At 62.4% G+C, this 22,039-nt stretch carries 27 protein-coding genes; 12 read left to right on the top strand and 15 right to left on the bottom strand.

Features of this window, described 5'->3' with window-relative positions; genetic code table 11:
- Positions 1–57: 57 nt before the first annotated feature.
- Positions 58–900 carry an AAA family ATPase gene (locus ACVWVY_RS41570; protein WP_212420366.1) on the bottom strand — a complete coding sequence of 281 codons (843 nt, stop codon included), beginning with the start codon at positions 898–900 and terminating at the stop codon, positions 58–60.
- 98 nt (positions 901–998) lie between these two features.
- A complete protein-coding gene (locus ACVWVY_RS41565) occupies positions 999–1,241 on the bottom strand; it encodes a GlsB/YeaQ/YmgE family stress response membrane protein (protein ID WP_456631810.1) in 243 nt (80 codons plus the stop codon).
- A 141-nt stretch (positions 1,242–1,382) separates the two neighbouring features.
- On the opposite strand from ACVWVY_RS41565, the gene ACVWVY_RS41560 reads away from it, so the two are divergent.
- The 3 genes from ACVWVY_RS41560 (at position 1,383) to sseA (ending at position 4,015) form a co-directional block, all read left to right on the top strand.
- Entirely contained in the window at positions 1,383–2,558 is a 1,176-nt protein-coding gene (locus ACVWVY_RS41560; protein ID WP_456631809.1) for a vWA domain-containing protein, read from the top strand.
- Positions 2,559–2,609: 51 nt separating this feature from the next.
- Entirely contained in the window at positions 2,610–3,023 is a 414-nt protein-coding gene (locus ACVWVY_RS41555) for a rhodanese-like domain-containing protein (RefSeq protein WP_456631808.1), read from the top strand.
- 137 nt (positions 3,024–3,160) lie between these two features.
- The gene (gene sseA / locus ACVWVY_RS41550; RefSeq protein ID WP_456631807.1) at positions 3,161–4,015 is read left to right on the top strand and encodes a 3-mercaptopyruvate sulfurtransferase; all 855 of its coding nucleotides are present in this window, start codon (positions 3,161–3,163) and stop codon (positions 4,013–4,015) included.
- A 17-nt stretch (positions 4,016–4,032) separates the two neighbouring features.
- Here sseA and ACVWVY_RS41545 read toward each other — a convergent pair whose 3' ends face one another.
- Positions 4,033–4,860, bottom strand: a complete 828-nt coding sequence (locus tag ACVWVY_RS41545; protein WP_456631806.1) for a hypothetical protein — start codon at positions 4,858–4,860, stop codon at positions 4,033–4,035.
- Positions 4,861–5,189: 329 nt separating this feature from the next.
- On the opposite strand from ACVWVY_RS41545, the gene ACVWVY_RS41540 reads away from it, so the two are divergent.
- The gene (locus tag ACVWVY_RS41540) at positions 5,190–6,434 is read left to right on the top strand and encodes a L,D-transpeptidase family protein (protein ID WP_456631805.1); all 1,245 of its coding nucleotides are present in this window, start codon (positions 5,190–5,192) and stop codon (positions 6,432–6,434) included.
- Positions 6,435–6,497: 63 nt separating this feature from the next.
- Here the strand turns inward: ACVWVY_RS41540 and ACVWVY_RS41535 are convergent, their stop codons facing one another.
- Entirely contained in the window at positions 6,498–7,457 is a 960-nt protein-coding gene (locus ACVWVY_RS41535) for a D-2-hydroxyacid dehydrogenase family protein (protein WP_456631804.1), read from the bottom strand.
- 126 nt (positions 7,458–7,583) lie between these two features.
- The gene (locus ACVWVY_RS41530) at positions 7,584–7,778 is read right to left on the bottom strand and encodes a hypothetical protein (protein WP_456631803.1); all 195 of its coding nucleotides are present in this window, start codon (positions 7,776–7,778) and stop codon (positions 7,584–7,586) included.
- A 231-nt stretch (positions 7,779–8,009) separates the two neighbouring features.
- On the opposite strand from ACVWVY_RS41530, the gene ettA reads away from it, so the two are divergent.
- Complete coding sequence (ettA, locus tag ACVWVY_RS41525; RefSeq protein WP_456631802.1) at positions 8,010–9,659, top strand: energy-dependent translational throttle protein EttA; 1,650 nt, start codon at positions 8,010–8,012, stop codon at positions 9,657–9,659.
- On the opposite strand, the gene ACVWVY_RS41520 is transcribed toward ettA, so the two are convergent.
- Positions 9,619–10,107 (bottom strand): hypothetical protein, encoded by a 489-nt coding sequence (locus ACVWVY_RS41520; RefSeq protein WP_456631801.1) that lies wholly within the window; start codon positions 10,105–10,107, stop codon positions 9,619–9,621. The genes ettA and ACVWVY_RS41520 overlap by 41 nt on opposite strands.
- A gap of 296 nt (positions 10,108–10,403) precedes the next feature.
- On the opposite strand from ACVWVY_RS41520, the gene ACVWVY_RS41515 reads away from it, so the two are divergent.
- Together ACVWVY_RS41515 and ACVWVY_RS41510 are read left to right on the top strand one after the other, a co-directional pair.
- A complete protein-coding gene (locus ACVWVY_RS41515) occupies positions 10,404–10,994 on the top strand; it encodes a TIGR00645 family protein (RefSeq protein ID WP_456631800.1) in 591 nt (196 codons plus the stop codon).
- Positions 10,995–11,067: 73 nt separating this feature from the next.
- Complete coding sequence (locus ACVWVY_RS41510) at positions 11,068–12,261, top strand: lytic murein transglycosylase (RefSeq protein ID WP_456632454.1); 1,194 nt, start codon at positions 11,068–11,070, stop codon at positions 12,259–12,261.
- A 284-nt stretch (positions 12,262–12,545) separates the two neighbouring features.
- Here the strand turns inward: ACVWVY_RS41510 and ACVWVY_RS41505 are convergent, their stop codons facing one another.
- The gene (locus ACVWVY_RS41505; RefSeq protein WP_456631799.1) at positions 12,546–12,818 is read right to left on the bottom strand and encodes a hypothetical protein; all 273 of its coding nucleotides are present in this window, start codon (positions 12,816–12,818) and stop codon (positions 12,546–12,548) included.
- A 228-nt stretch (positions 12,819–13,046) separates the two neighbouring features.
- Entirely contained in the window at positions 13,047–13,361 is a 315-nt protein-coding gene (locus tag ACVWVY_RS41500; RefSeq protein WP_456631798.1) for a hypothetical protein, read from the bottom strand.
- A gap of 180 nt (positions 13,362–13,541) precedes the next feature.
- Here ACVWVY_RS41500 and ACVWVY_RS41495 point away from each other — a divergent pair, with 180 nt between their 5' ends.
- The 3 genes from ACVWVY_RS41495 (at position 13,542) to bfr (ending at position 14,898) form a co-directional block, all read left to right on the top strand.
- Positions 13,542–13,817, top strand: coding sequence for a hypothetical protein (locus ACVWVY_RS41495; RefSeq protein ID WP_456631797.1), 276 nt, complete (start codon positions 13,542–13,544; stop codon positions 13,815–13,817).
- Between the two features lie 181 nt (positions 13,818–13,998).
- Positions 13,999–14,274 carry a (2Fe-2S)-binding protein gene (locus tag ACVWVY_RS41490; RefSeq protein WP_456631796.1) on the top strand — a complete coding sequence of 92 codons (276 nt, stop codon included), beginning with the start codon at positions 13,999–14,001 and terminating at the stop codon, positions 14,272–14,274.
- Between the two features lie 138 nt (positions 14,275–14,412).
- Positions 14,413–14,898, top strand: coding sequence for a bacterioferritin (bfr, locus tag ACVWVY_RS41485; RefSeq protein WP_456631795.1), 486 nt, complete (start codon positions 14,413–14,415; stop codon positions 14,896–14,898).
- Positions 14,899–15,073: 175 nt separating this feature from the next.
- Here the strand turns inward: bfr and ACVWVY_RS41480 are convergent, their stop codons facing one another.
- From ACVWVY_RS41480 to ACVWVY_RS41460, 5 genes are all read right to left on the bottom strand, one after another.
- Entirely contained in the window at positions 15,074–15,676 is a 603-nt protein-coding gene (locus ACVWVY_RS41480; RefSeq protein ID WP_456631794.1) for an MSMEG_1061 family FMN-dependent PPOX-type flavoprotein, read from the bottom strand.
- Positions 15,677–15,741: 65 nt separating this feature from the next.
- Positions 15,742–16,095, bottom strand: a complete 354-nt coding sequence (locus ACVWVY_RS41475; protein ID WP_456631793.1) for a hypothetical protein — start codon at positions 16,093–16,095, stop codon at positions 15,742–15,744.
- 146 nt (positions 16,096–16,241) lie between these two features.
- Positions 16,242–16,607, bottom strand: coding sequence for an MmcQ/YjbR family DNA-binding protein (locus ACVWVY_RS41470; RefSeq protein ID WP_456631792.1), 366 nt, complete (start codon positions 16,605–16,607; stop codon positions 16,242–16,244).
- An 18-nt stretch (positions 16,608–16,625) separates the two neighbouring features.
- The gene (locus tag ACVWVY_RS41465; protein ID WP_456631791.1) at positions 16,626–17,690 is read right to left on the bottom strand and encodes an alpha/beta fold hydrolase; all 1,065 of its coding nucleotides are present in this window, start codon (positions 17,688–17,690) and stop codon (positions 16,626–16,628) included.
- Between the two features lie 88 nt (positions 17,691–17,778).
- Positions 17,779–18,018, bottom strand: coding sequence for a DUF2188 domain-containing protein (locus ACVWVY_RS41460; RefSeq protein ID WP_456631790.1), 240 nt, complete (start codon positions 18,016–18,018; stop codon positions 17,779–17,781).
- Positions 18,019–18,148: 130 nt separating this feature from the next.
- On the opposite strand from ACVWVY_RS41460, the gene ACVWVY_RS41455 reads away from it, so the two are divergent.
- Positions 18,149–18,415: a DUF2277 domain-containing protein gene (locus ACVWVY_RS41455; RefSeq protein ID WP_456631789.1), complete on the top strand. Its 267-nt coding sequence runs from the start codon at positions 18,149–18,151 to the stop codon at positions 18,413–18,415.
- 223 nt (positions 18,416–18,638) lie between these two features.
- Positions 18,639–18,851, top strand: a complete 213-nt coding sequence (locus ACVWVY_RS41450; RefSeq protein WP_456631788.1) for an outer membrane protein — start codon at positions 18,639–18,641, stop codon at positions 18,849–18,851.
- Between the two features lie 1,605 nt (positions 18,852–20,456).
- Here the strand turns inward: ACVWVY_RS41450 and ACVWVY_RS41445 are convergent.
- The gene (locus ACVWVY_RS41445) at positions 20,457–20,858 is read right to left on the bottom strand and encodes a hypothetical protein (RefSeq protein ID WP_456631787.1); all 402 of its coding nucleotides are present in this window, start codon (positions 20,856–20,858) and stop codon (positions 20,457–20,459) included.
- 294 nt (positions 20,859–21,152) lie between these two features.
- Positions 21,153–22,013 (bottom strand): alpha/beta fold hydrolase, encoded by an 861-nt coding sequence (locus tag ACVWVY_RS41440; RefSeq protein WP_456631786.1) that lies wholly within the window; start codon positions 22,011–22,013, stop codon positions 21,153–21,155.
- Between the last annotated feature and the right edge of the window lie 26 nt (positions 22,014–22,039).

Below are 22,039 nucleotides of genomic sequence, written 5' to 3'. Positions count from 1 at the left end.
TTTTAAAAACGAAACGCCAGAACCCCTTGGGTTCTGGCGCTGTAGAGGTTTCGCGGACTACACCTCGCGGCGGCTGAGGAAGGCCAGCCGCTCGAACAGATGCACGTCCTGTTCGTTCTTGAGCAGCGCACCGTGCAGCGGCGGGATCAGCTTGCGCGGGTCGCGCTCCCTCAGCATTTCCGGGGTGATGTCTTCGTTCAACAACAGCTTGAGCCAGTCGAGCAGCTCGGAGGTCGAGGGCTTCTTCTTCAGGCCCGGCACTTCGCGCACCTCGAAGAAGATGCGCAGGGCTTCTTCCACCAGACGCTTCTTGATGTTGGGGAAGTGCACGTCGACGATCCGGCTCATGGTGTCGGCGTCGGGGAACTTGATGTAGTGGAAGAAGCAGCGGCGCAGGAACGCGTCCGGCAATTCCTTCTCGTTGTTGGAGGTGATCATCACGATCGGGCGCAGGCTCGCCTTGATATTCTCGCCGGTCTCGTAGACGAAGAACTCCATGCGATCGAGTTCGAGCAACAGGTCGTTCGGGAATTCGATATCGGCCTTGTCGATTTCGTCGATCAGAAGCACCGGGCGCTTGTCGTGGGTGAAGGCTTCCCACAATTTGCCGCGCTTGATGTAGTTCGAGATGTCCGAAACCCTGCTGTCGCCGAGCTGGCTGTCGCGCAGGCGCGACACCGCGTCGTATTCGTACAGGCCCTGCTGCGCCTTGGTGGTCGACTTGATGTGCCAGGTCAACAGCGGCGCGCCGAGCGCTTTGGCGACTTCCTCCGCCAGCACGGTCTTGCCGGTGCCGGGCTCGCCCTTGATCAGCAGCGGCCGCTCGAGCACGATCGAGGCGTTGACGGCGACCTTGAGGTCGTCGGTGGCGACATAGTCCTTGGTGCCGGTAAATTTCATCTATCCGTTTGCCTTGTTGCTAGTTCTTGGGCCGCTCGCGGCCCGAACGGTAAGCGACCGCCGGTCCGGCGGTCGCGATTGGATTTGAGGCGCTATCCTCAGCGTTTGATCAGCGACAGGATCACCAGGATGATCACCGCGCCGATGGTGGCGTTGATGATGTCGCGGACCCAGCCGACGCCCAGGCTGACGCCGAGCTGCGGCAACAGCCAGCTCGCCAGCAGCGCGCCGATGATGCCGATTACGATGTTGCCGATCAGCCCGAACCCTGCGCCGCGCACGATCAGCCCGGCAAGCCAGCCCGCGATACCGCCAATGATCAGCGCCGCAATGATGCCCATTGAATTTCCCCTGCCGGAATAAGCCCTTTATGGCTCAATTGTAATTGAAAAAGCTTCCCGGTCTAGGCCTGACAGCTATGCGCTGGGCTTTGGCATGCGCTGGCTCTTGACGGGCGCGGTCCGGCGGGCAATCTGTATCCCATGTTCCTGCAATTTTTCACATCGCTGCGCGACGCGCAGGTCCCGGTGACCCTGCGCGAATATCTGACGCTGATGGAGGCGCTCGACGCCGACCTCGCCGATCAGACGGTCGAGAACTTCTACTACCTGTCGCGCGCCGCCCTGGTGAAGGACGAACGTAACCTCGACAAGTTCGACCGCGTCTTCGGCACCGTGTTCAAGGGGCTGGAAAGCCTGCTGGACGCCATGGACAAGGCGGACATTCCCGCCGAATGGCTGAAGAAGCTCGCGGAAAAATACCTCACCGAGGAAGAGAAGAAGCAGATCGAGGCGATGGGCTGGGACAAGCTCATGGAGACGCTTCGTCAGCGCCTGAAGGAACAGCAGGGCCGCCACCAGGGCGGCAACAAGTGGATCGGCACCGCCGGCACCTCGCCGTTCGGCGCCCACGGCTACAATCCCGAAGGCGTCCGCATCGGGCAGGAGAAGAACCGCCACAACCGCGCCGTCAAGGTGTGGGACAAGCGTGAGTTCAAGGACCTCGACGGCAATGTCGAGCTCGGCATCCGCAACATCAAGATCGCGCTGCGCAGGTTGCGCAAGTTCGCCCGCACCGGCGCGCCCGACGAACTCGACCTCGACACCACCATCCGGGAAACCGCCAACCACGGCTATCTTGACGTCCACATGCGACCCGAGCGCCGCAACGCGGTGAAGGTTTTGGTGTTCTTCGATATCGGCGGCTCGATGGATTCACATATCGAGCAGGTCGAGGAGCTGTTCTCGGCGGCGAAGTCCGAGTTCAAGCACATGGAATATTTCTACTTCCACAATTGCCTGTATGAAGGCGTCTGGAAGCAGAACAAGCGCCGCTTCACCGACCGCACGCCGACCTGGGACGTGCTGCATAAGTATCCGCATGACTACAAGGTGGTGTTCGTCGGCGACGCCTCGATGTCGCCTTACGAGATCATGGTGCCCGGCGGTTCGGTCGAGCACGTCAACGAGGAGGCCGGCTCGGTCTGGCTCGATCGCATCACGCGCACCTATCCGCATGCGGTGTGGCTCAATCCGGTGGCGCAGAAGCACTGGGACTATTCGGAATCCACCACCATCATCCGCCGGCTGTTTTCGGAGCGTATGTATCCGATCACGATCGAGGGCCTCGAAGGCGCGATGAAGGAACTGGTGCGGTAAGGTCGCGCCGTCGATGCGGCGGACGTCGATAGAACAACAAAGGTGCAATCAATGCCCCAGACCATCCACCGCGGCATCAAATCCCTGATCGACGAAGCCAACGCCGCGATCGAGACCGTCAGCGCGACGGACGCCATCAAGGCCGCGCAGGAACCTGATGTCGTGATCGTCGATATCAGAGATCCCCGCGAGATCGAACGCGACGGCAAGATCCCCGGCGCCTTCTCCTGCACCCGCGGCATGCTGGAATTCTGGATCGATCCGCAAAGCCCCTACGCCAAGCCGATCTTCCAGGAAGACAAGAAATTCATCTTCCACTGCGCCGGCGGACTTCGCTCGGCGCTTGCGGCCAAGACCGCACAGGACATGGGCCTGAAGCCGGTCGCCCATATGGGCGGCGGCTTTGCCGCCTGGCGCGATGCCGGCGGCCCGGTCGAGAAGTGGGAGCCGAAGAAGAAGGGGTAGTTCGAACCGTTGTTCGTTATCTCCGTCATGCCCGGGCTTTTCCCGGGCATCCACGTCCTTGCGTAGGCGAGTGAAGACGTGGAGGGCCGGGACAAGCCCGGCTATGACGACCTAGCCCAACGCCGGAGAAGAAATCCATGCCCGCCACCAACGACCCGCTCGTCTCCACCGAATGGCTCGCCGCGCACATCGCCGATCCCGACGTCAAGGTGATCGACGCCTCGTTCAAGATGCCGGGCGTGCTGCCGCTGCCGAAGGACGACTATCTCGCCTCACATATTCCGGGCGCGGTGTTCTTCGACGTCGACGCGGTGTCCGACCATTCCAACCCGCTGCCGCACATGTTTCCTTCCGCCGAACAATTCGGTCGCGATGTCGGCGGCCTCGGGATCGGCAATGACGATACCGTCGTGCTCTACGATTCCGGCGGCTGGGTCGCCGCAGCCCGGGTGTGGTGGATGTTCCTGTCGTTCGGCAAGGAGGTCCGCATTCTCAATGGCGGCCTGAAAAAGTGGGTCGCCGAGGGCCGCAAGGTCGAGAAGGGCGAGGTGACGCCGAGGCCTGCGACGTTCAGGGCGGCGTTCGATGCGCGGCGCACGCGCAGCATGCAGCAGCTGGTCACCAACCTCGCCAGCCGCGCCGAGCAGGTGATCGATGCGCGCGCCAACGAGCGCTATCAGGGCAAGGTCGCCGAGCCGCGGCCGGGCCTTCGCTCTGGCCATATCCCGGGCAGTCTCAGCCTGCCCTACAACAACCTGTTCGATGCCGCGACCGGCACGATGAAGTCGCTGGACGAATTGCGGGCGGCGTTCTCAGGCGCCGGCGTGAAACTCGAAGCGCCCATCGTGACGAGTTGCGGGTCAGGCGTCAGCGCTGCCGTGCTGACGCTTGCGCTCTATCGCCTCGGCGTCGAGAACCCGGCGCTGTATGACGGCTCCTGGACGGAGTGGGGCGCAGCCGACGGCCCGCCGGTCGCGACCGGCCCGGCCTGATCCCTTGGGTCGCGACGCTACCGCGTCGCGCGTGCGACCGGGAGTTGCGCGAACGGGTTGGCCTGCAGTTGCTGTTGAGCCAGCGCCGCCTCCCGCGCCAGACGCGCCCGCCGCGCGGCAATCCGCTGTCGTTCCTGGGCCCGCTCGGCAGTCCGCTTCTTGACGGCGTTCTGGTCCGGCTTCGGTTGCGTCGTCCTGGCTTCCGTTGTCCTGGTTTCCTTGGCCGCGGTCATTTCGTCGACGATGACGGCGGGACCGCCGAGCGTCGCGATCCGGGCCGCGGCGACGTTGCCTTCGAATGAATAGATATCCGGTGTCGGTGGAGGCGGGGTGGCAGCGGCCGGCTCCGGCATTTCCGGGATGGCGGCGAGCTTTACTTCCGCAGCGGCAACGGGCGCTTCGGTTTCGGCCGCAGGCGCCGGAGCGGCCGGTGTCTCCGCGCTGGCCTGCTGTGCCGGGGCTTCCGGCTTTGCCGCTTCGACCTGCATCGGCTCTGCCGGCTGCAGCGCCGCCAGTTTCTCGGGCGGAGGAGTGTCCGGGGTTTGCCCGGCCGGTGCCGGGGCATCGATGGTTGCTTCCGGAACTGCGGCGGCGGAGACGTTCTCCGCCGGCTTCTCCGCGACCGGCGGATCGACGCGCAGCAACGCCAGCGTCGGTGGCGGGCCGTCATTGCGGCGGACAAACCTCGGCTCGGGCGTCACCCGTCGCGAGGGAAGGTTGGCAAATTCCTCATGCGCGGCACGCAACAGGGCGGCGGCGCCAAGCCCAAAAATCAGGACCGACATCGAAAGCACGATCGCGGTGAACAGGAAACGAAAGCCGGGAAGCATGGACGCGAGTTCCATCCCCCTCCTTATGTTTGGAGGGCTATTGATGCCAAGGGAACGCGGTGACCACTGTGCGGCCGATTCGCGAGGGGCGAGCGCGCGACGAATCAGGCCGATTTAAGAGTATCTCAACACCGGGTGGCTTTTTGTTAACAAAATCTGCGGTCTGACGTCGTTCATGTCAGACCGATGCGATTTCCGGCGCGCTGAGGCATCTTTGCCGCAGCCCGGCAGCGATCACAAATGGCCGGTGTGGGCCGAATTTCGCGGACACGTCTTGAATGTGCCGCTATCTTCCGTCATCTGCCGTTAACCGTCCGGTGGGGCTTGGGGTCTAACGTAAGGCGATGATGAACAACCGCATTCTGACGATTTGTGCAGCCATTGCCGCTGGCATGGCGGGAACTTCGCTTGCCCATGCGCAGCAGGGCTATCCGGCACCCGGCCAGGTTTATTCGACGGCTCCGGGGCCGTATGTGCCCGGTGGCTATGCGACGGATGAACGCCGCGGTCCCGGCCAACCCGATTTCGACGCACTGGATGATGACGATGCGCCGAACGGTCAGAACGCGGTCGCGTTGCCGCCGCCCGGCCCGGTGATGTCGCCCAGCGATCCCCGTTATGGCCGCCCGGCCGGTGCCCCCGTTTATTCAGACCGTGGCGCGCCGATGCCCACGGGCCCGGTCCTTTCTCCCGACGATCCGCGTTACGGCCGTCCGGCCGGTCCGCCGGCGGTGATCTATGCGGACCGCCCGCCCGGTGGCTCGCAGCAGCCGGTCTATTCGGATCGCGACGACAGCCGCATTCCCGGCGCCGGCATCGTCTATCCGAACGACGACCGCGCTGGCCTGCGCCCGCCCGGCGCGATTGGCGCTGCGCCCGCCACCGGCGCACCGCAGCAATCCGCCGTCGGCGCCGACGGCAGGCCGGTGCAGCTCGCTGCGCTGCCACCGGAAGAGCAGCCGGAAGTGGGCCCTGCGCAGCTTCCGCCGCACCTGCGCCGCCAGGAAGTGTCTTTCGCGACCAAGGAGCCCGCGGGCACCATCGTCGTCGATACCTCCAATACCCACCTTTACTACGTGCTCGGTGGCGGCCGCGCGATTCGCTACGGCGTCCGCGTCGGCCGCGACGGCTTCACCTGGAACGGCGTGCAGAAGATCAGCCGCAAGGCGGAGTGGCCGGATTGGCATCCGCCGACCGAGATGATCGAGCGTCAGCCCTATCTGCCGCGCTTCATGGCCGGCGGTCCCGGCAATCCGCTCGGCGCGCGTGCCATGTATCTCGGCTCGACCATCTATCGCATTCACGGCACCAACCAGCCCTCGACGATCGGCAAATTCGTCTCCTCGGGCTGCATCGGCATGCTGAACGAGGACGTCTCGGACCTGTTCGAGCGCGCCAAGGTCGGCACCCGCGTGGTGGTGATGCAAGGCGGCCCGCCGCCCGCCAACACCGCTTCGGCTGCACCGCCGCCCGGTGGCCCCGCTGGCGCAGCAGGCCCTGCACCGGCTTCACAGGCCCAACTGGCTCCCGTTCCCGGCGCGCAGCCGGCGGTGGTGCCGCCGCTGCCCGCGCCGGTCACGATTCGCTGATCCGATAGATCCGATTGTCTTCGAGGCTTTCGCCCTCCCGCTTCCAACGGGAGGGCGATTTCGTTAGGCCAGCCGCTGCTTCGGCTCGCCCTTGAACCAGGCGTCGATGCCCTCGACCATCTGCCGATAGTGGTTGCGAAAGCTGTCGCCGGTGACGTAGCCGAGATGCGGTGTCAGCACCATGTTGTCGAGCTTGCGGAAGGGGTGGTCGACCGGCAGCGGCTCGACCGAAAATACGTCCACGCCGGCGCCGGCGATCTTGTTTTGCGTCAGCGCTTCCAACAGCGCGCCTTCGTCGACGATCGGCCCGCGCGCGGTGTTGACGAGGTAGGCGGTCGGTTTCATCCGCGCCAGCTCGGCTACGCCGACCAGCCCGCGTGAGCGCTGGCTCAGCACCACATGGATGGTGACGATATCGGCGGTCGAAAACAGCTCGTCCTTGCTGACATAGGTAACGCCGACTTCCTTGCACTTCTCCGGCGTGAGATTCGGGCTCCAGGCGATCACGTTCATGCCGAAGGCCTGCGCCAGCTTCGATACTTTCGTGCCGAGCTTGCCGAGGCCGATCACGCCAAGCGTCCGGCCCTCGATCTCCATGCCGACGAATTTCTGCAACGGCTCGCCGGCATGCATGCGGGCGTTCTCGCGGCCGATATTGCGGGTCAGTTCCAGGATCAGGCCCATGGTGAGCGGCGCAGTCGGGTCGCGGCCCCATTGCGTGCCGCACAGCACCACGTTGTGGTCCTTGGCGGCTTCCATGTCGATCGCGGCATTGCGCATGCCGGAGGTGATCAGGAGTTTCAGGTTGGGCAGGCCTGCGAACATCGTGCGCGGGAACGGGGTCCGTTCGCGCATTGCGCAGATAATCTCGAATTCCTTGAGCGCGCTGGCCGCGGTTTCCGCGTTCGTAAACGGCTGGTTGAACACCGTGACGTCGACGCGGTCGGAGACTTTGGACCAGTCGGCGACCGAGAGCGCCACATTGAGATAGTCGTCGAGGATTGCACAGCGCAGCCGCGTCATGGGAGGTCCGTTGGTGGCGAGGATGACGGCGCGGGATGGCCGTCAGGGAAGATCGCCATGGTTGCGCGCAATCGGGAACGGCGCAAGCGGACTTAAACGAGGGGCTGCCTCAAATAACCGGATAGCTCAGCGCTGTTGGCCGAGATGCTTGGCGCGCCAGGCCGGTCCCGGGCCGCGCATATAGTGCAGTTCCGGGCGGTAGGGGTCGAAGGCCTTGGCGATGAACTGGCGCCAGAAGGCGCGGAGTTCTGCCAGCGGTTTTGCCAGTCCGTCGCGGCTGTGCGCCGGGGCGTGCAGGGATGCCGAACTGATCGTTGCCATGACGCGGGGCCTTGTTTTCAAATCGCCTTTTTCGGCGCTGAAGACGAGTTTTCGCCTGATTTATTAAAAGAAGGTTTCAATTGTCGGGATCTCGGCCCACATGGTGACCAACCCGTATTCATCCGTGGTGAACGGATGGAAAACGGGTTCCCGTGGTTGCCCTTTGGCGGCCACGCCGCTACATCAGCGGCAGCAAATCTCCGTAAAATCCAACCATTTCCAGGGATCGCGATGGCTCGCCAGTTCGTCTATTTCATGCAGGGTTTGACCAAGAGCTACCCGACCCGGAAGGTGCTCGATAACGTCCATCTGTCGTTCTACCCCGACGCCAAGATCGGCGTGCTCGGCGTCAACGGCTCCGGCAAGTCGACGCTGCTCAAGATCATGGCCGGCCTCGACAAGGAGTATAATGGCGAGGCCTGGGTCGCCGAGGGCGCCCGCGTCGGCTATCTCGAGCAGGAGCCCCATCTCGACCCCGCGCTCAACGTCCGCGAAAACGTCATGCTGGGTGTCGCCAAGCAGAAGGCGATCCTCGATCGCTACAACGAGCTGGCGATGAACTATTCGGACGAGACCGCCGACGAGATGACCAGGCTGCAGGACGAGATCGAGGCCGCCGGCCTCTGGGATCTCGACAGCAAGGTCGACCAGGCGATGGACGCGCTGCGCTGCCCGCCCGACGATTCCGATGTGACAAAGCTTTCGGGCGGTGAGCGCCGCCGCGTCGCGCTCTGCAAGCTGCTGCTCGACCAGCCGGAACTGCTGCTGCTGGACGAACCGACCAACCATCTCGACGCCGAATCAGTGTCGTGGCTGGAAGGCCATTTGCGCAACTATCCCGGCGCGATCCTGATCGTGACCCATGACCGCTACTTCCTCGACAACGTGACGGGCTGGATCCTCGAGCTCGATCGCGGCAAGGGCATTCCCTACGAGGGCAATTATTCGTCCTGGCTGGTGCAGAAGCAGAAGCGCCTCGAGCAGGAGGGCCGCGAGGAGGTCGCGCACCAGAAGACGCTCGCCCGCGAGCAGGAATGGATCGCGTCCTCGCCGAAAGCGCGCCAGGCCAAGTCCAAGGCGCGCTACCAGCGCTATGAGGATTTGTTGAAGCAGGCGAGCGAGAAGCAGAGCCAGACCGCGCAGATCACGATTCCCGTGGCCGAGCGGCTCGGCCAGAACGTCGTCGACTTCGAAGGGCTCAGCAAGAGTTTCGGCGATCGCGTGCTGATCGAGAATCTCACTTTCAAGCTGCCGCCGGGCGGCATCGTCGGCGTGATCGGCCCCAACGGCGCCGGCAAGACCACGCTGTTCCGGATGATCACCGGGCAGGAGAAGCCGGACCAGGGCACTATCACCGTCGGCGAAAGCGTGCACCTCGGCTACGTCGATCAGTCGCGCGACGATCTCGACGGCAAGAAGAACGTTTGGGAAGAGATTTCCGGCGGCAACGAATTGATCCTGCTCGGCAAGCGCGAGGTCAACTCGCGCGGCTATTGCTCCTCGTTCAACTTCAAGGGCGCCGATCAGCAGAAGAAGGTTGGCGCCTTGTCAGGCGGCGAGCGCAACCGCGTGCATCTGGCCAAGATGCTCAAATCCGGCGCCAACGTGCTGCTGCTCGACGAACCGACCAACGACCTCGACGTCGACACGCTGCGCGCGCTGGAAGAGGCGCTGGAGGATTTTGCCGGTTGCGCCGTCATCATTAGCCATGATCGCTGGTTCCTCGACCGCATCGCCACCCACATCCTGGCCTTCGAAGACGACAGCCATGTCGAATGGTTCGAAGGCAACTTCCAGGATTATGAAAAGGACAAGATGCGCCGGCTCGGCCAGGACAGCATCATTCCGCACCGCGTGAAGTACAAGAAGCTGACACGCTGAGCTTCGGCCTGATATCGCCGAACCCGTCGAGAAACTTGCGCGCGCGCGGCAATGCGTCATGAAGGAATTGCTTCGGCTCGCGCAGCCACAGTCCCTCGATCTGCCGCGAGCGCGGTTCTGAAACCAGAACATCGGCCGGCAGGTCCAGCAGCGCGGCGTCCCAGCCGGGAAAGAATCGCCGGCCGCGCCTGAAGGCCAACGCGAGCAGGCGCTGTTCGGTGGTGAGGCCGTGATAGTCGAAGGCGTTGATCCCGTCGGTGACGTAGATGTGATTGCCGCTGAATCCGGCGGCCGGTTTGATCCATCGGGCGCGGAATTCGAGATCCGGATAGCGTTCCAGAAACGCAAAGGCCAGCACCTGACAAGCGCCGTTTGCGAAGACGTGCCGGTCGGGCCGGTGCCACCGCCGGACCGGGTCGATCTTCACGTTGATCTTCGAAAAGAACATCGCGGCGCCAAGGCTCTCGAGAGGCTCTCGATGATTCGGTGTCGTGATGACCGAGAATATATCTTTGTTCCCGGATGCGTGGGACTTCTTCACGGACTCAATTGATGGGGTGCAGTCATTGATGGAGGTTATGTAACGAGGCGACCGTGCGGACGCTATTTTGCCTTGGAAATCCAGCTAATGTGGTGGTCAGATAACTGGACGCTGCGGCCAGTTGTCGCTTCACAGCGCGGTCAGATTGCGTAGATATAGGCCTCCTTCCGCAATCCGAAATCCCCGTAAGCGAGCTCTCCTGAATGTCCCTCACTCCCGAAACACCCTTGCCGCCCGAAGCTCAGAGGAAGGCATTGCGTCCGATCCCGCTGCTGATCTTCAGCTCTCGCTGGCTGCAGCTGCCGCTTTATATCGGCCTGATCGTCGCGCAGGGCGTCTATGTGGTGCTGTTTCTCAAGGAGTTGTGGCACCTGTTCGCCCACGCCTTCGATTTCAGCGAGCAGCAGATCATGCTGGCGGTGCTGGGCCTGATCGACGTGGTGATGATTTCCAACCTGCTGGTGATGGTGATCGTCGGCGGCTACGAGACGTTCGTCTCCCGTCTCAATCTGGAAGGACATCCCGATCAGCCGGAATGGCTCAGCCACGTCAACGCCAGCGTGCTCAAGATCAAGCTCGCGATGGCCATCATCGGCATTTCCTCGATTCATCTGCTGCGCACCTTCATCGAGGCCGGCGGACTGGCGTCGGGAAAGTCCTCCTATACCGAGACCGGCGTGATGTGGCAGACCATCATCCACACGGTTTTCATTCTGTCGGCGATCGGCATTGCCTATGTCGACAAGTTGTCGAATGATTCCGCCGAACACGCCAAAGACGCCGTCTCGCATTGATGGGCGACATGTCGATCGACAGGATTCCGGTTTGCGACAGAGGTTGATAGCCGCGGTTCTGATACTGGCAGCGATGATGCCGGGCGCGGTGCGCCCGGTTCATGCCGCCGACGCCGGCTTCACCCAGTTCATCGCTTCGCTGTGGCCGGAAGCGCAGGCCGCCGGCGTGTCGCGGGCGACGTTCGATGCCGAGACGAAGGGGCTCGAGCCCGATTACAAATTGCCCGATCTGATCCTGCCGGGCCGGCCTGCCACCGGCGCGCCGTCGCAGGCCGAGTTCGTGCAGGTGCCGGCCGATTACGTCAAGGAAGCTTCTATCGCGCGGCTGGCGGCGGAGGGGCAGAAGCTGATGCAGAAGCATCGTGCGGCGCTGAACGAAATCGAAAAGCGTTTTGGCGTTCCTTCAAGCGTCGTGCTCGCGATCTGGGGCCGCGAGACGGATTACGGCCGCTACCGGCTGCCCTACGACACGCTGCGCGTGGTGGCGACGCAGGCCTATGTCGGCCGCCGCAAGGAGCAGTACCGGGGCGAGTTCATTCTCGCGTTGAAGATTCTCGGCGAGGGCGCGGTGACGCGCAACGAATTCCGTTCGTCCTGGGCTGGCGCCACCGGCTACACCCAATTCCTGCCGTCCGAATATTACAAGCACGGCGTCGATCTCGACGGCGATGGCCGGGTCGACATCTGGCATTCGGTGCCGGACGCGCTGGCCGCCGCCGCGCAGCAGCTCGTCAACAAGGGCTGGCAGGCGGGCGTGCGCTGGGCCTATGAGGTGAAAGCGCCCGCCAATGTCGATTGCACCATGGGCGTGCCCGAGGTGACGAAGCCGATTGCCGAGTGGCTGCGCGCCGGCTTCGTGCCGGTGCGCGGACAGAAGCTGAGCGCGGCGGAGCAGGCGCAGCCGGCCTCGCTGTTGCAGGTGGAGGGCATCTACGGCCCGGCGTTCCTGACCACGAAGAACTACTTCGTCATCAAGGAATACAATTTCTCCGACCTCTACGTGCTGTTCGTCGGCCATCTCGCCGACCGCATGGTAAGCCCGCTGCCGTTCGCCACGCCATGGTCCGCGTCGACGCAGTTGCGCTCGGCCGATGTCGAGGCCATGCAGCGTCATCTCACACGGATCGGTCTCTACAAGGACAAGCTCGACGGCAAGGCCGGCATGCAGACCCGCGCGGCGCTCGGGGCATATCAGAAATCCGCCAGCCTCAAGGTCGATTGCTGGCCAAGCGAAGCCGTGCTGCGCTCCTTGAGCGCGGGGCGCTGAAAGCCTCTTACCCGCCCCTGGAGGGGGCGGGTCGGCTCACATGAAGCGAAGCGCAATGTGAGACGGCGGTGGGGTGACGGTCTCTCAGCTCGAAGACTGTTGGACGTGGAGAGACCGTCACCCCACCTCGGTTCGCATTTCATGCGAACCGATCCACGAGCGAGCTTCGCTTGTCTCGGACCCCTCCAGGGGAGGATGAAGACCCAGCTCCACAAAGAAAAAGCCCGGCCGAGATATCGGCCGGGCTTCGATCAAGACGCGCTTCTCGCGCGCCAGCGATCAGATCAGTTGCAGACCTCGACGCGGCGATAGCGCCAGTCATAGCCGTCCCAGAAGCGCTCGCGGACCATCCGGCACGCCGGGTAGGGCGCTTCTTCCACGTACACCGGGCCGCCGTAGGCCGGGCGGCTGGAGGCGATCGCGCCACCGACGATCGCGCCGCCGATCAGGCCGGCCGCGACGCCTGCGGCAACGCCACGCTGTGCGCTAGCGGGGGTCGCTGCGAGCGAACCGGCGATCGTTGCGACCGCGACCAAGGCAGCAAATGTCTTCTTCATGTTCTGGGCTCTCCTGGGGTGGCGCCTTCGAGCGCCGGGTTTAGGGTTGACTCACACGCTGTTTCGAACTGCCGCTTCGCTAAAAAGCGCACATGGGTCAATCGAAAGTAAACGTTCCCAAAGCGTGATCGAAAAAAACGGTTTTTTCGGGCCGAAAGTGCACTCATCCCGGAAAAGCGAGGACCCTTCCGGGATGTGGAACGCAATTTAATGAAGATGAACGGCTCGCTAGTCGCAAACCCTGACGTTGCGGACCCGCCAACCATAACCGTCCCAGAATCGCTGCCGCTGCCAGATGCAGGATTCGCCGTAGCCGGGATCGACCACATAGGCCGGGCCGCCGCCATAGTAGCCCGGCGCATAATAGCCCGGACCGTAATAACCGTTCTGCGAAGCAATCGCGCCGCCGACGATGGCGCCACCGAGCAATCCGGCGGCGACGCCCGCTGCCACGCCGCGCTGCGCTTGCGCAGGGGCCGGGATAGCAACGACGGAAACGATTAATGCGGCGGCGGCGCCGAGCGCCATCAATGTCTTCTTCATGGCCTCACCTTTCTCGTGGGAAGCAAAGGGCTTTAAGTTTTATCCCGGCGAAAGTTCCATATTTCGCTTGAATGATCAATGAACGGCCGCGCCTTAAGGCGCGACGAAAACAGGACGGAGCGGCCGATTGCGGTGCGCAGATACCGAAGATTCTTCCTCGACCCTTGAACGCAGGACACGATGACGAGCGGAATGACGGCATTCATGGTGGCGGTCGGCGGGACGTCGCTGATCTGCTACCTGCTGATGAACCGGGTGCAAAACCGCCAGAGCGAGCGGAATAGCGCAGGTGGCGACGCTTCCGGCACTAGTTCGAGCGGCAGTTCCGGCGGCGACGGCTGGAGCCCGCTTTCCTGGTTCGGCGGTGACAGTTCTTCGTCGGATTTCACCTCGTCCAGCGATTCCGGCGGGGATAGCGGAGGAGGCGGTGGTGACGGCGGCGGCGGTGGCGATTGACGCTGAAAATCGCCGGCAAATCAGCGCCAGCGTGATCTAGCGCAATGACGTCTTTTTAGATTCATTCCAGTGTTCCCCCGGCATCAGTTTGGAATTGCTTGAAATTGCGGCTTTTCCTTTTGCATCTCGTCGCGCTCTTAAATATCGATGAGCTCGCATCACCGAGGGTTTTAGCGGTTTCATGATTGTCTGTTCCTGCAACGTCCTGAGCGACCACGATGTCCGTAGTGCCGTAAGTGCAGCCTCGGACATGCCGCGGAATCCCAAACAGATTTACGGTTGCCTCGGCTGCAGCGCCGAATGCGGCCGCTGCGCGCGCACCATCAAGACCATCATCGACGAGGCGCTCGGCGCCTGCGCCAAGGAATGCTGCGCCGGTTGCCCGCACAGCCGCCACGCGGCCAACGACGAGCCCGCGCAGGAAATTGCTGCGACCTTCGCGCTCGCGGCCTGCTGAAAACCCCCTCAAAATCCCCTGATTTCCGCCGTTCCCACCGCTTTTTTCGCGGAGCGGTTGCTCTCGGCCCTAAACTGATTTAGAAGCATTCTAAATACAGTTTCAGGCCGTCTTTGGCCTCAAAAACCGGAGTGCACCATGCAGGGCGACCCAAAAGTCATCGATTATCTCAACAAGGGCCTTCGCAGCGAGCTCACCGCCATCAACCAGTACTGGCTGCATTACCGGCTCCTGAACAATTGGGGCCTTTTGGAAATGGCCAAGGTCTGGCGCAAGGAATCCATCGAGGAGATGGAGCACGCCGACAAGTTCACCGACCGGATTCTGTTCCTCGACGGCTTTCCCAACCTGCAGGTGCTGGATCCCTTGCGCATCGGCCAGAACGTCAAGGAAATCATCGAATGCGATCTGGCCTCCGAGATCGCTGCGCGCGCGCTCTACCAGGAAGCCGCAACCCACTGCCACAGCGTCAAGGACTACGTCTCGCGCGACCTGTTCGAACAGCTGATGAAGGACGAGGAACATCACATCGACTTCCTCGAAACCCAGCTCGATCTGATCGGGCGCATCGGGCTCGAGCTCTACACCCAGAAGCATGTCGGCGGGCTGGAGAGCGGGGACTAGACGACCCTCTCGGAACCCTCGTCGCTGTCATCACCCGCCTTGTGCGCAATTGCGCACTGGGGCGGGTGATCCAGTATTCCAGAGACGTCAGTGATTGAGCCGAAATGCCGCGGCGTACTGGATACCCCGCCTTCGCGGGGTATGACGGCAAGTTGAGGCAGCGAAGAAATAGCCCCTACAGCTGCGTCTTGTAGCGCTCGTAAATCACGTCCTGGCTCTCACGCTCGCCGAGGCCGGTTTGGTCGTGGATCACTTCGCCGATGCTCGGCATCACCGATCGCTCGACCCGCTCACCCGCCCACAGTTTCGAGCGCATCAGCGCCTTGCCGCAGTGGAAATAGGCTTCCCTGACATCGATGCGCAGCACCGCGCGCGGCGGCTTGCCGAACTCCACCATCGAGGCCATCAGCTCCGGATCCGCCGACACCTTGCCCTTGCCGCCGATGCGCAGCGTCTCGTCGATCCCGGGCACGAAGAAGATCAGCTGCACGAAGCCACTTCCCTCGACGATGTTGCGAAAACTGTCGATGCGGTTGTTGCCCGAGCGATCCGGCATCAAGAGCAAATTCGGTCCCGCAACATGGATGAAGCCGGGATTGCCGCCGCGTGGCGATGCATCGACGCTGCCGTCCGCGCCTGAGGTGGCCAGCACGCAGAAGGGCGACATGCCGATGAATTTCTTCGCATGGACGTCGATCTCCGGGCGCGCCTTGGCGATCACGCGGGGCGAGGGCGCGGGATAGATCGTGGCGAGGTCGTCGGCGGAAAAATCGGTCACGGGCGGCTCCGTTCAGTTTCGGCCGAGATTATCATCCCGCGGCACGGGCGTCATCTTGAGAAGATCTAGACCGCGTCCGCCGGCACGAAGCAGCTGATGATGATGCTGCCGCGGTGGTGCACGTACCACACCACGGCTTCGCCGATCGGATTACCCTGATCGCGAATGACCGCGCGCTCGGGCACCTGCATCCATTGGCCCTCGATCGGCACCCAATAGGCGCCGCCGCGAACGTCGTAGCTGGTGCGATGTCCGTCCGACTCATCGCAGCAGGGCACGCCGTTCGGCGCGATCACGCTCTTGAACCAGGCGCGGATATCGGGTGGCACATGGCCGAACTGACCCCTGTCGACGGCGAGCGCTGTGCCGGCCAGCACCGAAAGGCAGGCGAGCAAGACGAATGGCGCAAGCCTTCGCATCCGATCCTCCGCTGCGTTTGTCCTGTCCTCGCGGGCATCGAGGACACGATTCGTAAATCCTGAGGACAATTCAAGCGGAGGCGGCGCGCGGATGCACGCTCAAATAATAAGCGATGTGGACGACGCAAATTTGATGCGGTGCGAAATCAAGGCTTCTTCTTGTCGCGGGCGCCGGCCCGATCGCGTGCCATCACTTGCGATTTCGGCGCGACATTCTTCCACGCCATGCTGAGCGCGCTCTTCAGCGTCGTCGCGTCCGCCTTTGCCAGCAGCACATTGGTGTAGCCCTGCTTGCCCCATCCGCCCGGCACGGAACGGAAAATTTCCGGCTCGGCCTCGACCAGCATCGATTGCTGCGCTGGTGTCAATTTCACCATGCCCCAGGCACCGTCGGGATAGCCGAGGGTGGCGAAGATGCGTTTGCCGACGCGGAAATCGGCCGTGCGCTGATGCGCGCCTTCGACGGCTCCGGGGAGAGCGAGCGCTGCGCGGCGAAAATGACTGGCCGACATCGCGCTCGCTTTGCCGGTTCACATCGCCCGCTGCGGCGCGGTCTGCAGCAGTTCTTCCACCTGCTTCTTGTAGAACTTCGCATTGCCGGTCGTGAGATGGCCGCGCGTCTCACCGGAGGCCGGGATCAGGAACAGGCGGCCGTTCTTGACGCGCTTTAACGCCGCATCCGTGACGCCGGTTTCCGGCGGATTGCGCTCGTCGTCGGCGGAGTTGATCAAGAGCAGCGTGGCTTCGATCTTCTCCAGCGAGGGAGCAGGATTGTAATCGTGCGATGCTTCCCACTGGTAGACGAAGTCGTTGGCGTCGGCGGTGATGGCGGCTCCCAGCCGGTCGTCGACCATCTTGTCGGCCTGCGCCGCCGTCGGCGCCAGCGCCTGATAGGCCAGCGTTCCGCCGCCGGTCGCAATCCCATAGGCGTTGATGGCGTATTTCATCATGCGCGGCTGGGCGGTGTAGTTGCCGCTGACGTAGTCGGGATCGTTCTTGATCGTCTCCAGCATCATCCGCCGCAGCATCCAGTTGCGTGCCGCCATCTCGGTCGGCTGCGACGCCATCGGCACCAGCGCGTCCATGAACTGCGGATATTTGCCGCCCCAGATCCAGGTGTGCATCCCGCCCATCGAGTTGCCGATCACGAGCCGCAGATGTTTTACGCCAAGCCCGTCCTTGAGCAGGCGATACTGCGCGTCGACCATGTCGTCGTAATTGTATTTTGGAAACGCGGTCTTCATGCCATCAGACGGCTTTGACGATTTGCCATGGCCGACACCGTCGGGAATGATGATGTAATATTTCGCGGCGTCCAGCGGCTGGCCGGGGCCGAACAATTCGCCGCCAAAACCCGGCGTCAGCATGCTGGCGGCGGAGCCGCCCGAGCCGTGCAGCACCAGCACCGGCTGTCCGGTCGGCTCGCCGATCGTGGTGTAGTGCAGCCGCAGCTCTGGCATCGTCTCGCCGGTGTGGAATTTGAAATCCCTGGCGATCCATTCGCCCTGTTTCGGTGCGGGATAGTCGGCCGCAAAGGCGGTGACGGTGGTCAGGGCCAATGCGACGGCCGAGAAAGCGGCGTGCGAAAAATTCATCATGGTCTCCCCGGGGCTTGCGGTGTCTTTGCGGACCGCTTGGCAGGGAGCCTAGCACACCGGCTATTTCCGTCACCAGATCGGCGAACTAGCCCTCCACTTCGGTTTCCGGCCGGTCGTTGCCAGCGGCGGTCTCGGAGTGCCACCGTCCGTCCGGGGTTTCGTACTCGATCATCTCGGTGCGGCCCGGCACCCGCTGCTCGGCCGCCACGCGCCGGGCGGCTGCCAGCGCCGCGGCGCGGTTCGGAAACGGCTCGGAAAACACGCCGTCGACGGTGTAGGCCCAGCCGCCGTCATGTTCGACGATCTTGTAGGTCACATGGGTCATCGGGAACTCGCTGTTTGCTGGTGCCGACAGGGGTGAACGCGCCGCGTGATTCATGACAGAATAGGCCACGCCGTCGGATTTTGCACCGGTCGTTCGTCCTTGATCGACGAAGGGTGCAGAGGAGAGAACAATGTGCCGCAACATCAAGACCCTGTTCAATTTCGATCCCCCGGCCACGCACGCCGAAATCCATGCTTCCGCGCTGCAATTCGTGCGAAAACTCTCCGGCTTCAACTCGCCGTCGCAGGCCAACGCCGAGGCGTTCAACCGCGCGGTTTCCGAAGTGTCCGACAGTGCGCGGCGCCTGCTGGCCTCGCTGCAGACCAACGCCTCGCCGCGCGACCGTGAGGTCGAGGCCGAGAAGGCGAGGGAGCGCTCGCGGGCGCGGTTTGGCTAGGGACGTGCCCAACCAAATGCGGCGGGCTTGCGGGGCCATCGGTTTCCGGCAGATCGCTCCAGGAGCATCCGCGCGCAAGACGCAAAAGATACCGTTCAGGGTGCGTCGGTCGTCAACGCGGGGAAAGCCACGCGGCTAGTGCGGAAGGACGACCCGATCGCCACCACCCAAAGTCCACGAGTTCATACCGCATGATTCAAGGCCTCGGCGGTGGGGTCGGCCAATGAAAAATATTGGCTGGACAGCAGGGGCAGGTGCCGAGTGGATGTATTCCCGAAACTGGTCCCTTAAAGCGGAATACCTTTACGTGGATTTGGGGTCGGCGGGTAATCGCTTCATTGGTACGACCTTTGTTGGCACCCCACACACGACTGACAGCTTCCCTGCCGACCTTACCTTCCACACCGTTCGTCTGGGCGTGAACTACCGGTTCTGATCGGTTAAGGGTCAGCATCAGCGGAACGCTGGATCGCGTTCGCAGCCTGGTCCGGGTGAGCGAGTGGCTCACAACCCGGTTTGTCGCTCTGTCCGCCTCTGGCACCTCTGAGACATGCGACTATCCTGAGAATGTCCGTTCACCGGCGTAGACCGGAAGTCGCCGTGATCCGGCAAAACCGACGCGAATGACCCAAAGCAGACATGCCAACCGCACTGACCAAGGTACATAGCGGACCTGTCCGCTTTGAAGGCATTGGGTCAAGGGAAGAACCGGAAGCATCCGGCGATGCAGTTCATCCTGCCCCTCGGCCCGGTACGGTCCCGCTGAGATGATGCCGTACCTTGTACGATCCCCATCGAGGTAATGCAAAAAGGGCGATACTGGATCGGCGCCGCCCAGCTACGTGATCCCAGAGTCGTTTGAACCATGCCACATGGCCCGTCACCCCCCTACTGTGGGCGCGATGCATAGAGCGCACATAACGTGGACGCAACGTGCCAGTCTTTCTATCGGAGGGAACGAGATCCTTGACCTCGTGGCTCACATGCACGACGGGAGGATCCTCGATATCCTTCGGGCGGACGATGCCATGAACGCGTCGTTGACTATCCTTCTCGGGGTCGGAGCGCTGAGTCTGCACAGATACGATGTGCGACGCGTCCTGAACTGGATCGCGTTTATCTGGTTCGTTCCGGGCACGCTCCTGCTGGGTTACAGGAGCGGGCACCTGTGACCTCGCAGCCGAACTTGCAGTCTGCACGTTAGCCCTATGATGCAGACAACGACGCGCCGTTTCGATTTCGGCATCGCTGGCGCCGTGACTTCGTGCCCACGTCTCAGCGGCTTCTTCCGAGTATTTGGCGACATAGAAACGTACAACGGCGCAAGAGACACCAGCCGTGGCCGTTTGGCTGAGCGCAATCAATGCTACAAAAGCCAGGATTGCTCGTCTCATCATCGCGATCCCCCGTGACACTAACGCAGCAACTTCAAACGCCTCTGTTTTGATTCCGCTCGTCACCGGTCTTGGGATGAAGGTGCGCGGACCACACCGGCTAGGAAAAAATGGCACCCATCCAGCTCCGCGGTCCAGTCATTGGCAGGGAGCGCAGGCGACAAATTCGGTCCGAACGTTTACAAATTATCTATAGAAACGCATCAAATGATGCATTGATTTTGCGCGGGTGATTTCCACAAAAGTTCATTCGAACTAGCGCTAAAGTTTAACAACCATTCTCCCGGAAGCGTCTTGCAATGCATGCAGGTTTCGGCGTTGAGGGGGTTAGTGTCGAAGCACCGCGACCGTTCTCCTATCAGGCCGGACGGTCGAACTCTGGGTGAGGTGAAGAACCGGAAGCATCCGGCCATGGCGAGGGTAATGGATACGTTTGCTTAATGTCAGCGTTGGCGACAGCGGACGTTGAGCAGCCTGCCGAAATGTCGGCTCATGGCACTTATCGGACGTGCCGCGCCACGCTGACGACGTCCGTTGATGGGGGCAACGCGGACCCCGCGCTCCGGTGCGTCGAGGTCTCAGTTTGACCCGAAGCGGACCTTTCCTTCGGGATCAGAACCACGACGCCAAGTGAGGCCCTGCATATCTCAAGGTTTCGCCTGCATGCCCTGCAAAAAGCGAAGCGGGTTGAGCGGGCCAATGGGGATCAGTTCGAAGCTCATCATATGTGCTTTACCCAAAGGCAGCTTTTCGAGCATTTCGTGAGCGACGGCCGGATCGGTGACGTTGATGATGAACGCCACGCCCGGCTTTCCCTGCAGCGAGTACCACTGCTCGATCTTGCCATCGAGGTAGAGGTCGACAGTTTCCCGAACTTCCTCCGGTAGGACAGCAAATACCTGCGATTGTTCAAAACCGGGATTGATGGTCCCGATGGCGAGAATTTTGGTCGTCGGTGTCGTTTTCATAGCGGCTCCTTGCGCGTTTGCGGAATTGAAGCCAACAAGGCAGCCAATAAGTGCCAATGCGGCGGCAGAAACGAATTTCATGTTATCTCCCTCTGTCTGTCGCTCAGGCGACCGGGTGAACCCCGTTGGGAGAGCATCGGCTGCAAGGCAGCCGGATAGCAACGATAATCGCCTCTGCCGGCAAGTCGGCTCTTGGCACCTTTCGGAAGTGGTGGTCCCGATGCGTGATGTCCGCAGTTGGGAGAAGACCGGAAGTGGTCAGCGGTGGGGCGAACCGACGCGATTGACCCAAAGCGGTCATCCATAGCATGTAGCTGCAGAACACTGCGTCTCGATTGGCTTGGATTAAGAAAACCCTGAGGATATCAGAGTTGTTCACGCAGAGTTCCGAGTTCCGGTCCCAAAGGGAGACGCGAAGCTCAGGCCGCTCCAAGCTAGTGATTCCGTCTTTTTCACGTGGTCGTCAATGAGTCCGGCAAGCTCTGTCGCGTGCGTCGCCGGAATGGAATGGCGCGCCCCCGGAATCGTGTGTAACGAGGCGTTCGCCATCGCACGGCTCAAAATATCCGCGCATTTTTGCAGCGCCGGCCGCGTTCGTCCGCCATGGACGACCCAGGTCGGCAGCAGGATGTTGCCCAGCGCGGCAACGGTCGGATCGAAGCCAGAGCGCAGGTCGAGGATATGGCTTGGTGTCGTATCGATGATTTGGTCGCGGATGCGAGGCGGCAAGGCGGCGAAGCGTCCCTGACCGTTGAGATAATCTAGCATGCATCGGGCCGCTTCTTTATCGCCGGCTTCGAACGACCGAACATAATCATCGGCGGTCCCGGCGAACTCATCATAGAGCGAAAGCTCGCCGGCCTGACGCAGCAGGCCGAATGCCACCGGCTCGATCAGAGTAAGACTCATCAGCGGCATCAGTCCACAGAGGGCGATGTCCAGGCAGACCAGCGCCCCGTAGGAATGTCCCACGAGATGCACGGGGCCGCCGGCGCGACGGATCGCGGCTTCGACGATTTCCGAAGACCGGTTGATCGAGCAATCTTCCGCCGTCCTGTTTTTCCGTGTGCCGCCATATCCGGGCAGGCTGGTCGTCACGGTACGGAAGCGATTATCCAACGCATCGATAACGTGGCCCCAAGCAGCGCCCGTTGCCCATGAACCGGGCACGAAGACAATGGTTGGTCCGGTCCCCTGTTCGCGATAATCGATTGGTCCATGGGTGTGCTGCAGCATTTTCGGTCTCTCGGCTGTCGTTTGCC

This window comes from Bradyrhizobium sp. URHC0002, from assembly GCF_054059515.1.
This window is presented reverse-complemented; position numbering and strand designations above follow the sequence as displayed.

Coding starts and splice junctions, on each gene's coding strand:
- ACVWVY_RS41570 (WP_212420366.1), bottom strand. CDS start 900: ATGAAATTTACCGGCACCAAGGACTATGTCGCCACCGACGACCTCAAG.
- ACVWVY_RS41565 (WP_456631810.1), bottom strand. CDS start 1,241: ATGGGCATCATTGCGGCGCTGATCATTGGCGGTATCGCGGGCTGGCTT.
- ACVWVY_RS41560 (WP_456631809.1), top strand. CDS start 1,383: ATGTTCCTGCAATTTTTCACATCGCTGCGCGACGCGCAGGTCCCGGTG.
- ACVWVY_RS41555 (WP_456631808.1), top strand. CDS start 2,610: ATGCCCCAGACCATCCACCGCGGCATCAAATCCCTGATCGACGAAGCC.
- sseA (WP_456631807.1), top strand. CDS start 3,161: ATGCCCGCCACCAACGACCCGCTCGTCTCCACCGAATGGCTCGCCGCG.
- ACVWVY_RS41545 (WP_456631806.1), bottom strand. CDS start 4,860: ATGGAACTCGCGTCCATGCTTCCCGGCTTTCGTTTCCTGTTCACCGCG.
- ACVWVY_RS41540 (WP_456631805.1), top strand. CDS start 5,190: ATGATGAACAACCGCATTCTGACGATTTGTGCAGCCATTGCCGCTGGC.
- ACVWVY_RS41535 (WP_456631804.1), bottom strand. CDS start 7,457: ATGACGCGGCTGCGCTGTGCAATCCTCGACGACTATCTCAATGTGGCG.
- ACVWVY_RS41530 (WP_456631803.1), bottom strand. CDS start 7,778: ATGGCAACGATCAGTTCGGCATCCCTGCACGCCCCGGCGCACAGCCGC.
- ettA (WP_456631802.1), top strand. CDS start 8,010: ATGGCTCGCCAGTTCGTCTATTTCATGCAGGGTTTGACCAAGAGCTAC.
- ACVWVY_RS41520 (WP_456631801.1), bottom strand. CDS start 10,107: ATGTTCTTTTCGAAGATCAACGTGAAGATCGACCCGGTCCGGCGGTGG.
- ACVWVY_RS41515 (WP_456631800.1), top strand. CDS start 10,404: ATGTCCCTCACTCCCGAAACACCCTTGCCGCCCGAAGCTCAGAGGAAG.
- ACVWVY_RS41510 (WP_456632454.1), top strand. CDS start 11,068: ATGATGCCGGGCGCGGTGCGCCCGGTTCATGCCGCCGACGCCGGCTTC.
- ACVWVY_RS41505 (WP_456631799.1), bottom strand. CDS start 12,818: ATGAAGAAGACATTTGCTGCCTTGGTCGCGGTCGCAACGATCGCCGGT.
- ACVWVY_RS41500 (WP_456631798.1), bottom strand. CDS start 13,361: ATGAAGAAGACATTGATGGCGCTCGGCGCCGCCGCCGCATTAATCGTT.
- ACVWVY_RS41495 (WP_456631797.1), top strand. CDS start 13,542: ATGACGAGCGGAATGACGGCATTCATGGTGGCGGTCGGCGGGACGTCG.
- ACVWVY_RS41490 (WP_456631796.1), top strand. CDS start 13,999: ATGATTGTCTGTTCCTGCAACGTCCTGAGCGACCACGATGTCCGTAGT.
- bfr (WP_456631795.1), top strand. CDS start 14,413: ATGCAGGGCGACCCAAAAGTCATCGATTATCTCAACAAGGGCCTTCGC.
- ACVWVY_RS41475 (WP_456631793.1), bottom strand. CDS start 16,095: ATGCGAAGGCTTGCGCCATTCGTCTTGCTCGCCTGCCTTTCGGTGCTG.
- ACVWVY_RS41470 (WP_456631792.1), bottom strand. CDS start 16,607: ATGTCGGCCAGTCATTTTCGCCGCGCAGCGCTCGCTCTCCCCGGAGCC.
- ACVWVY_RS41465 (WP_456631791.1), bottom strand. CDS start 17,690: ATGAATTTTTCGCACGCCGCTTTCTCGGCCGTCGCATTGGCCCTGACC.
- ACVWVY_RS41460 (WP_456631790.1), bottom strand. CDS start 18,018: ATGACCCATGTGACCTACAAGATCGTCGAACATGACGGCGGCTGGGCC.
- ACVWVY_RS41455 (WP_456631789.1), top strand. CDS start 18,149: ATGTGCCGCAACATCAAGACCCTGTTCAATTTCGATCCCCCGGCCACG.
- ACVWVY_RS41450 (WP_456631788.1), top strand. CDS start 18,639: ATGAAAAATATTGGCTGGACAGCAGGGGCAGGTGCCGAGTGGATGTAT.
- ACVWVY_RS41445 (WP_456631787.1), bottom strand. CDS start 20,858: ATGAAATTCGTTTCTGCCGCCGCATTGGCACTTATTGGCTGCCTTGTT.
- ACVWVY_RS41440 (WP_456631786.1), bottom strand. CDS start 22,013: ATGCTGCAGCACACCCATGGACCAATCGATTATCGCGAACAGGGGACC.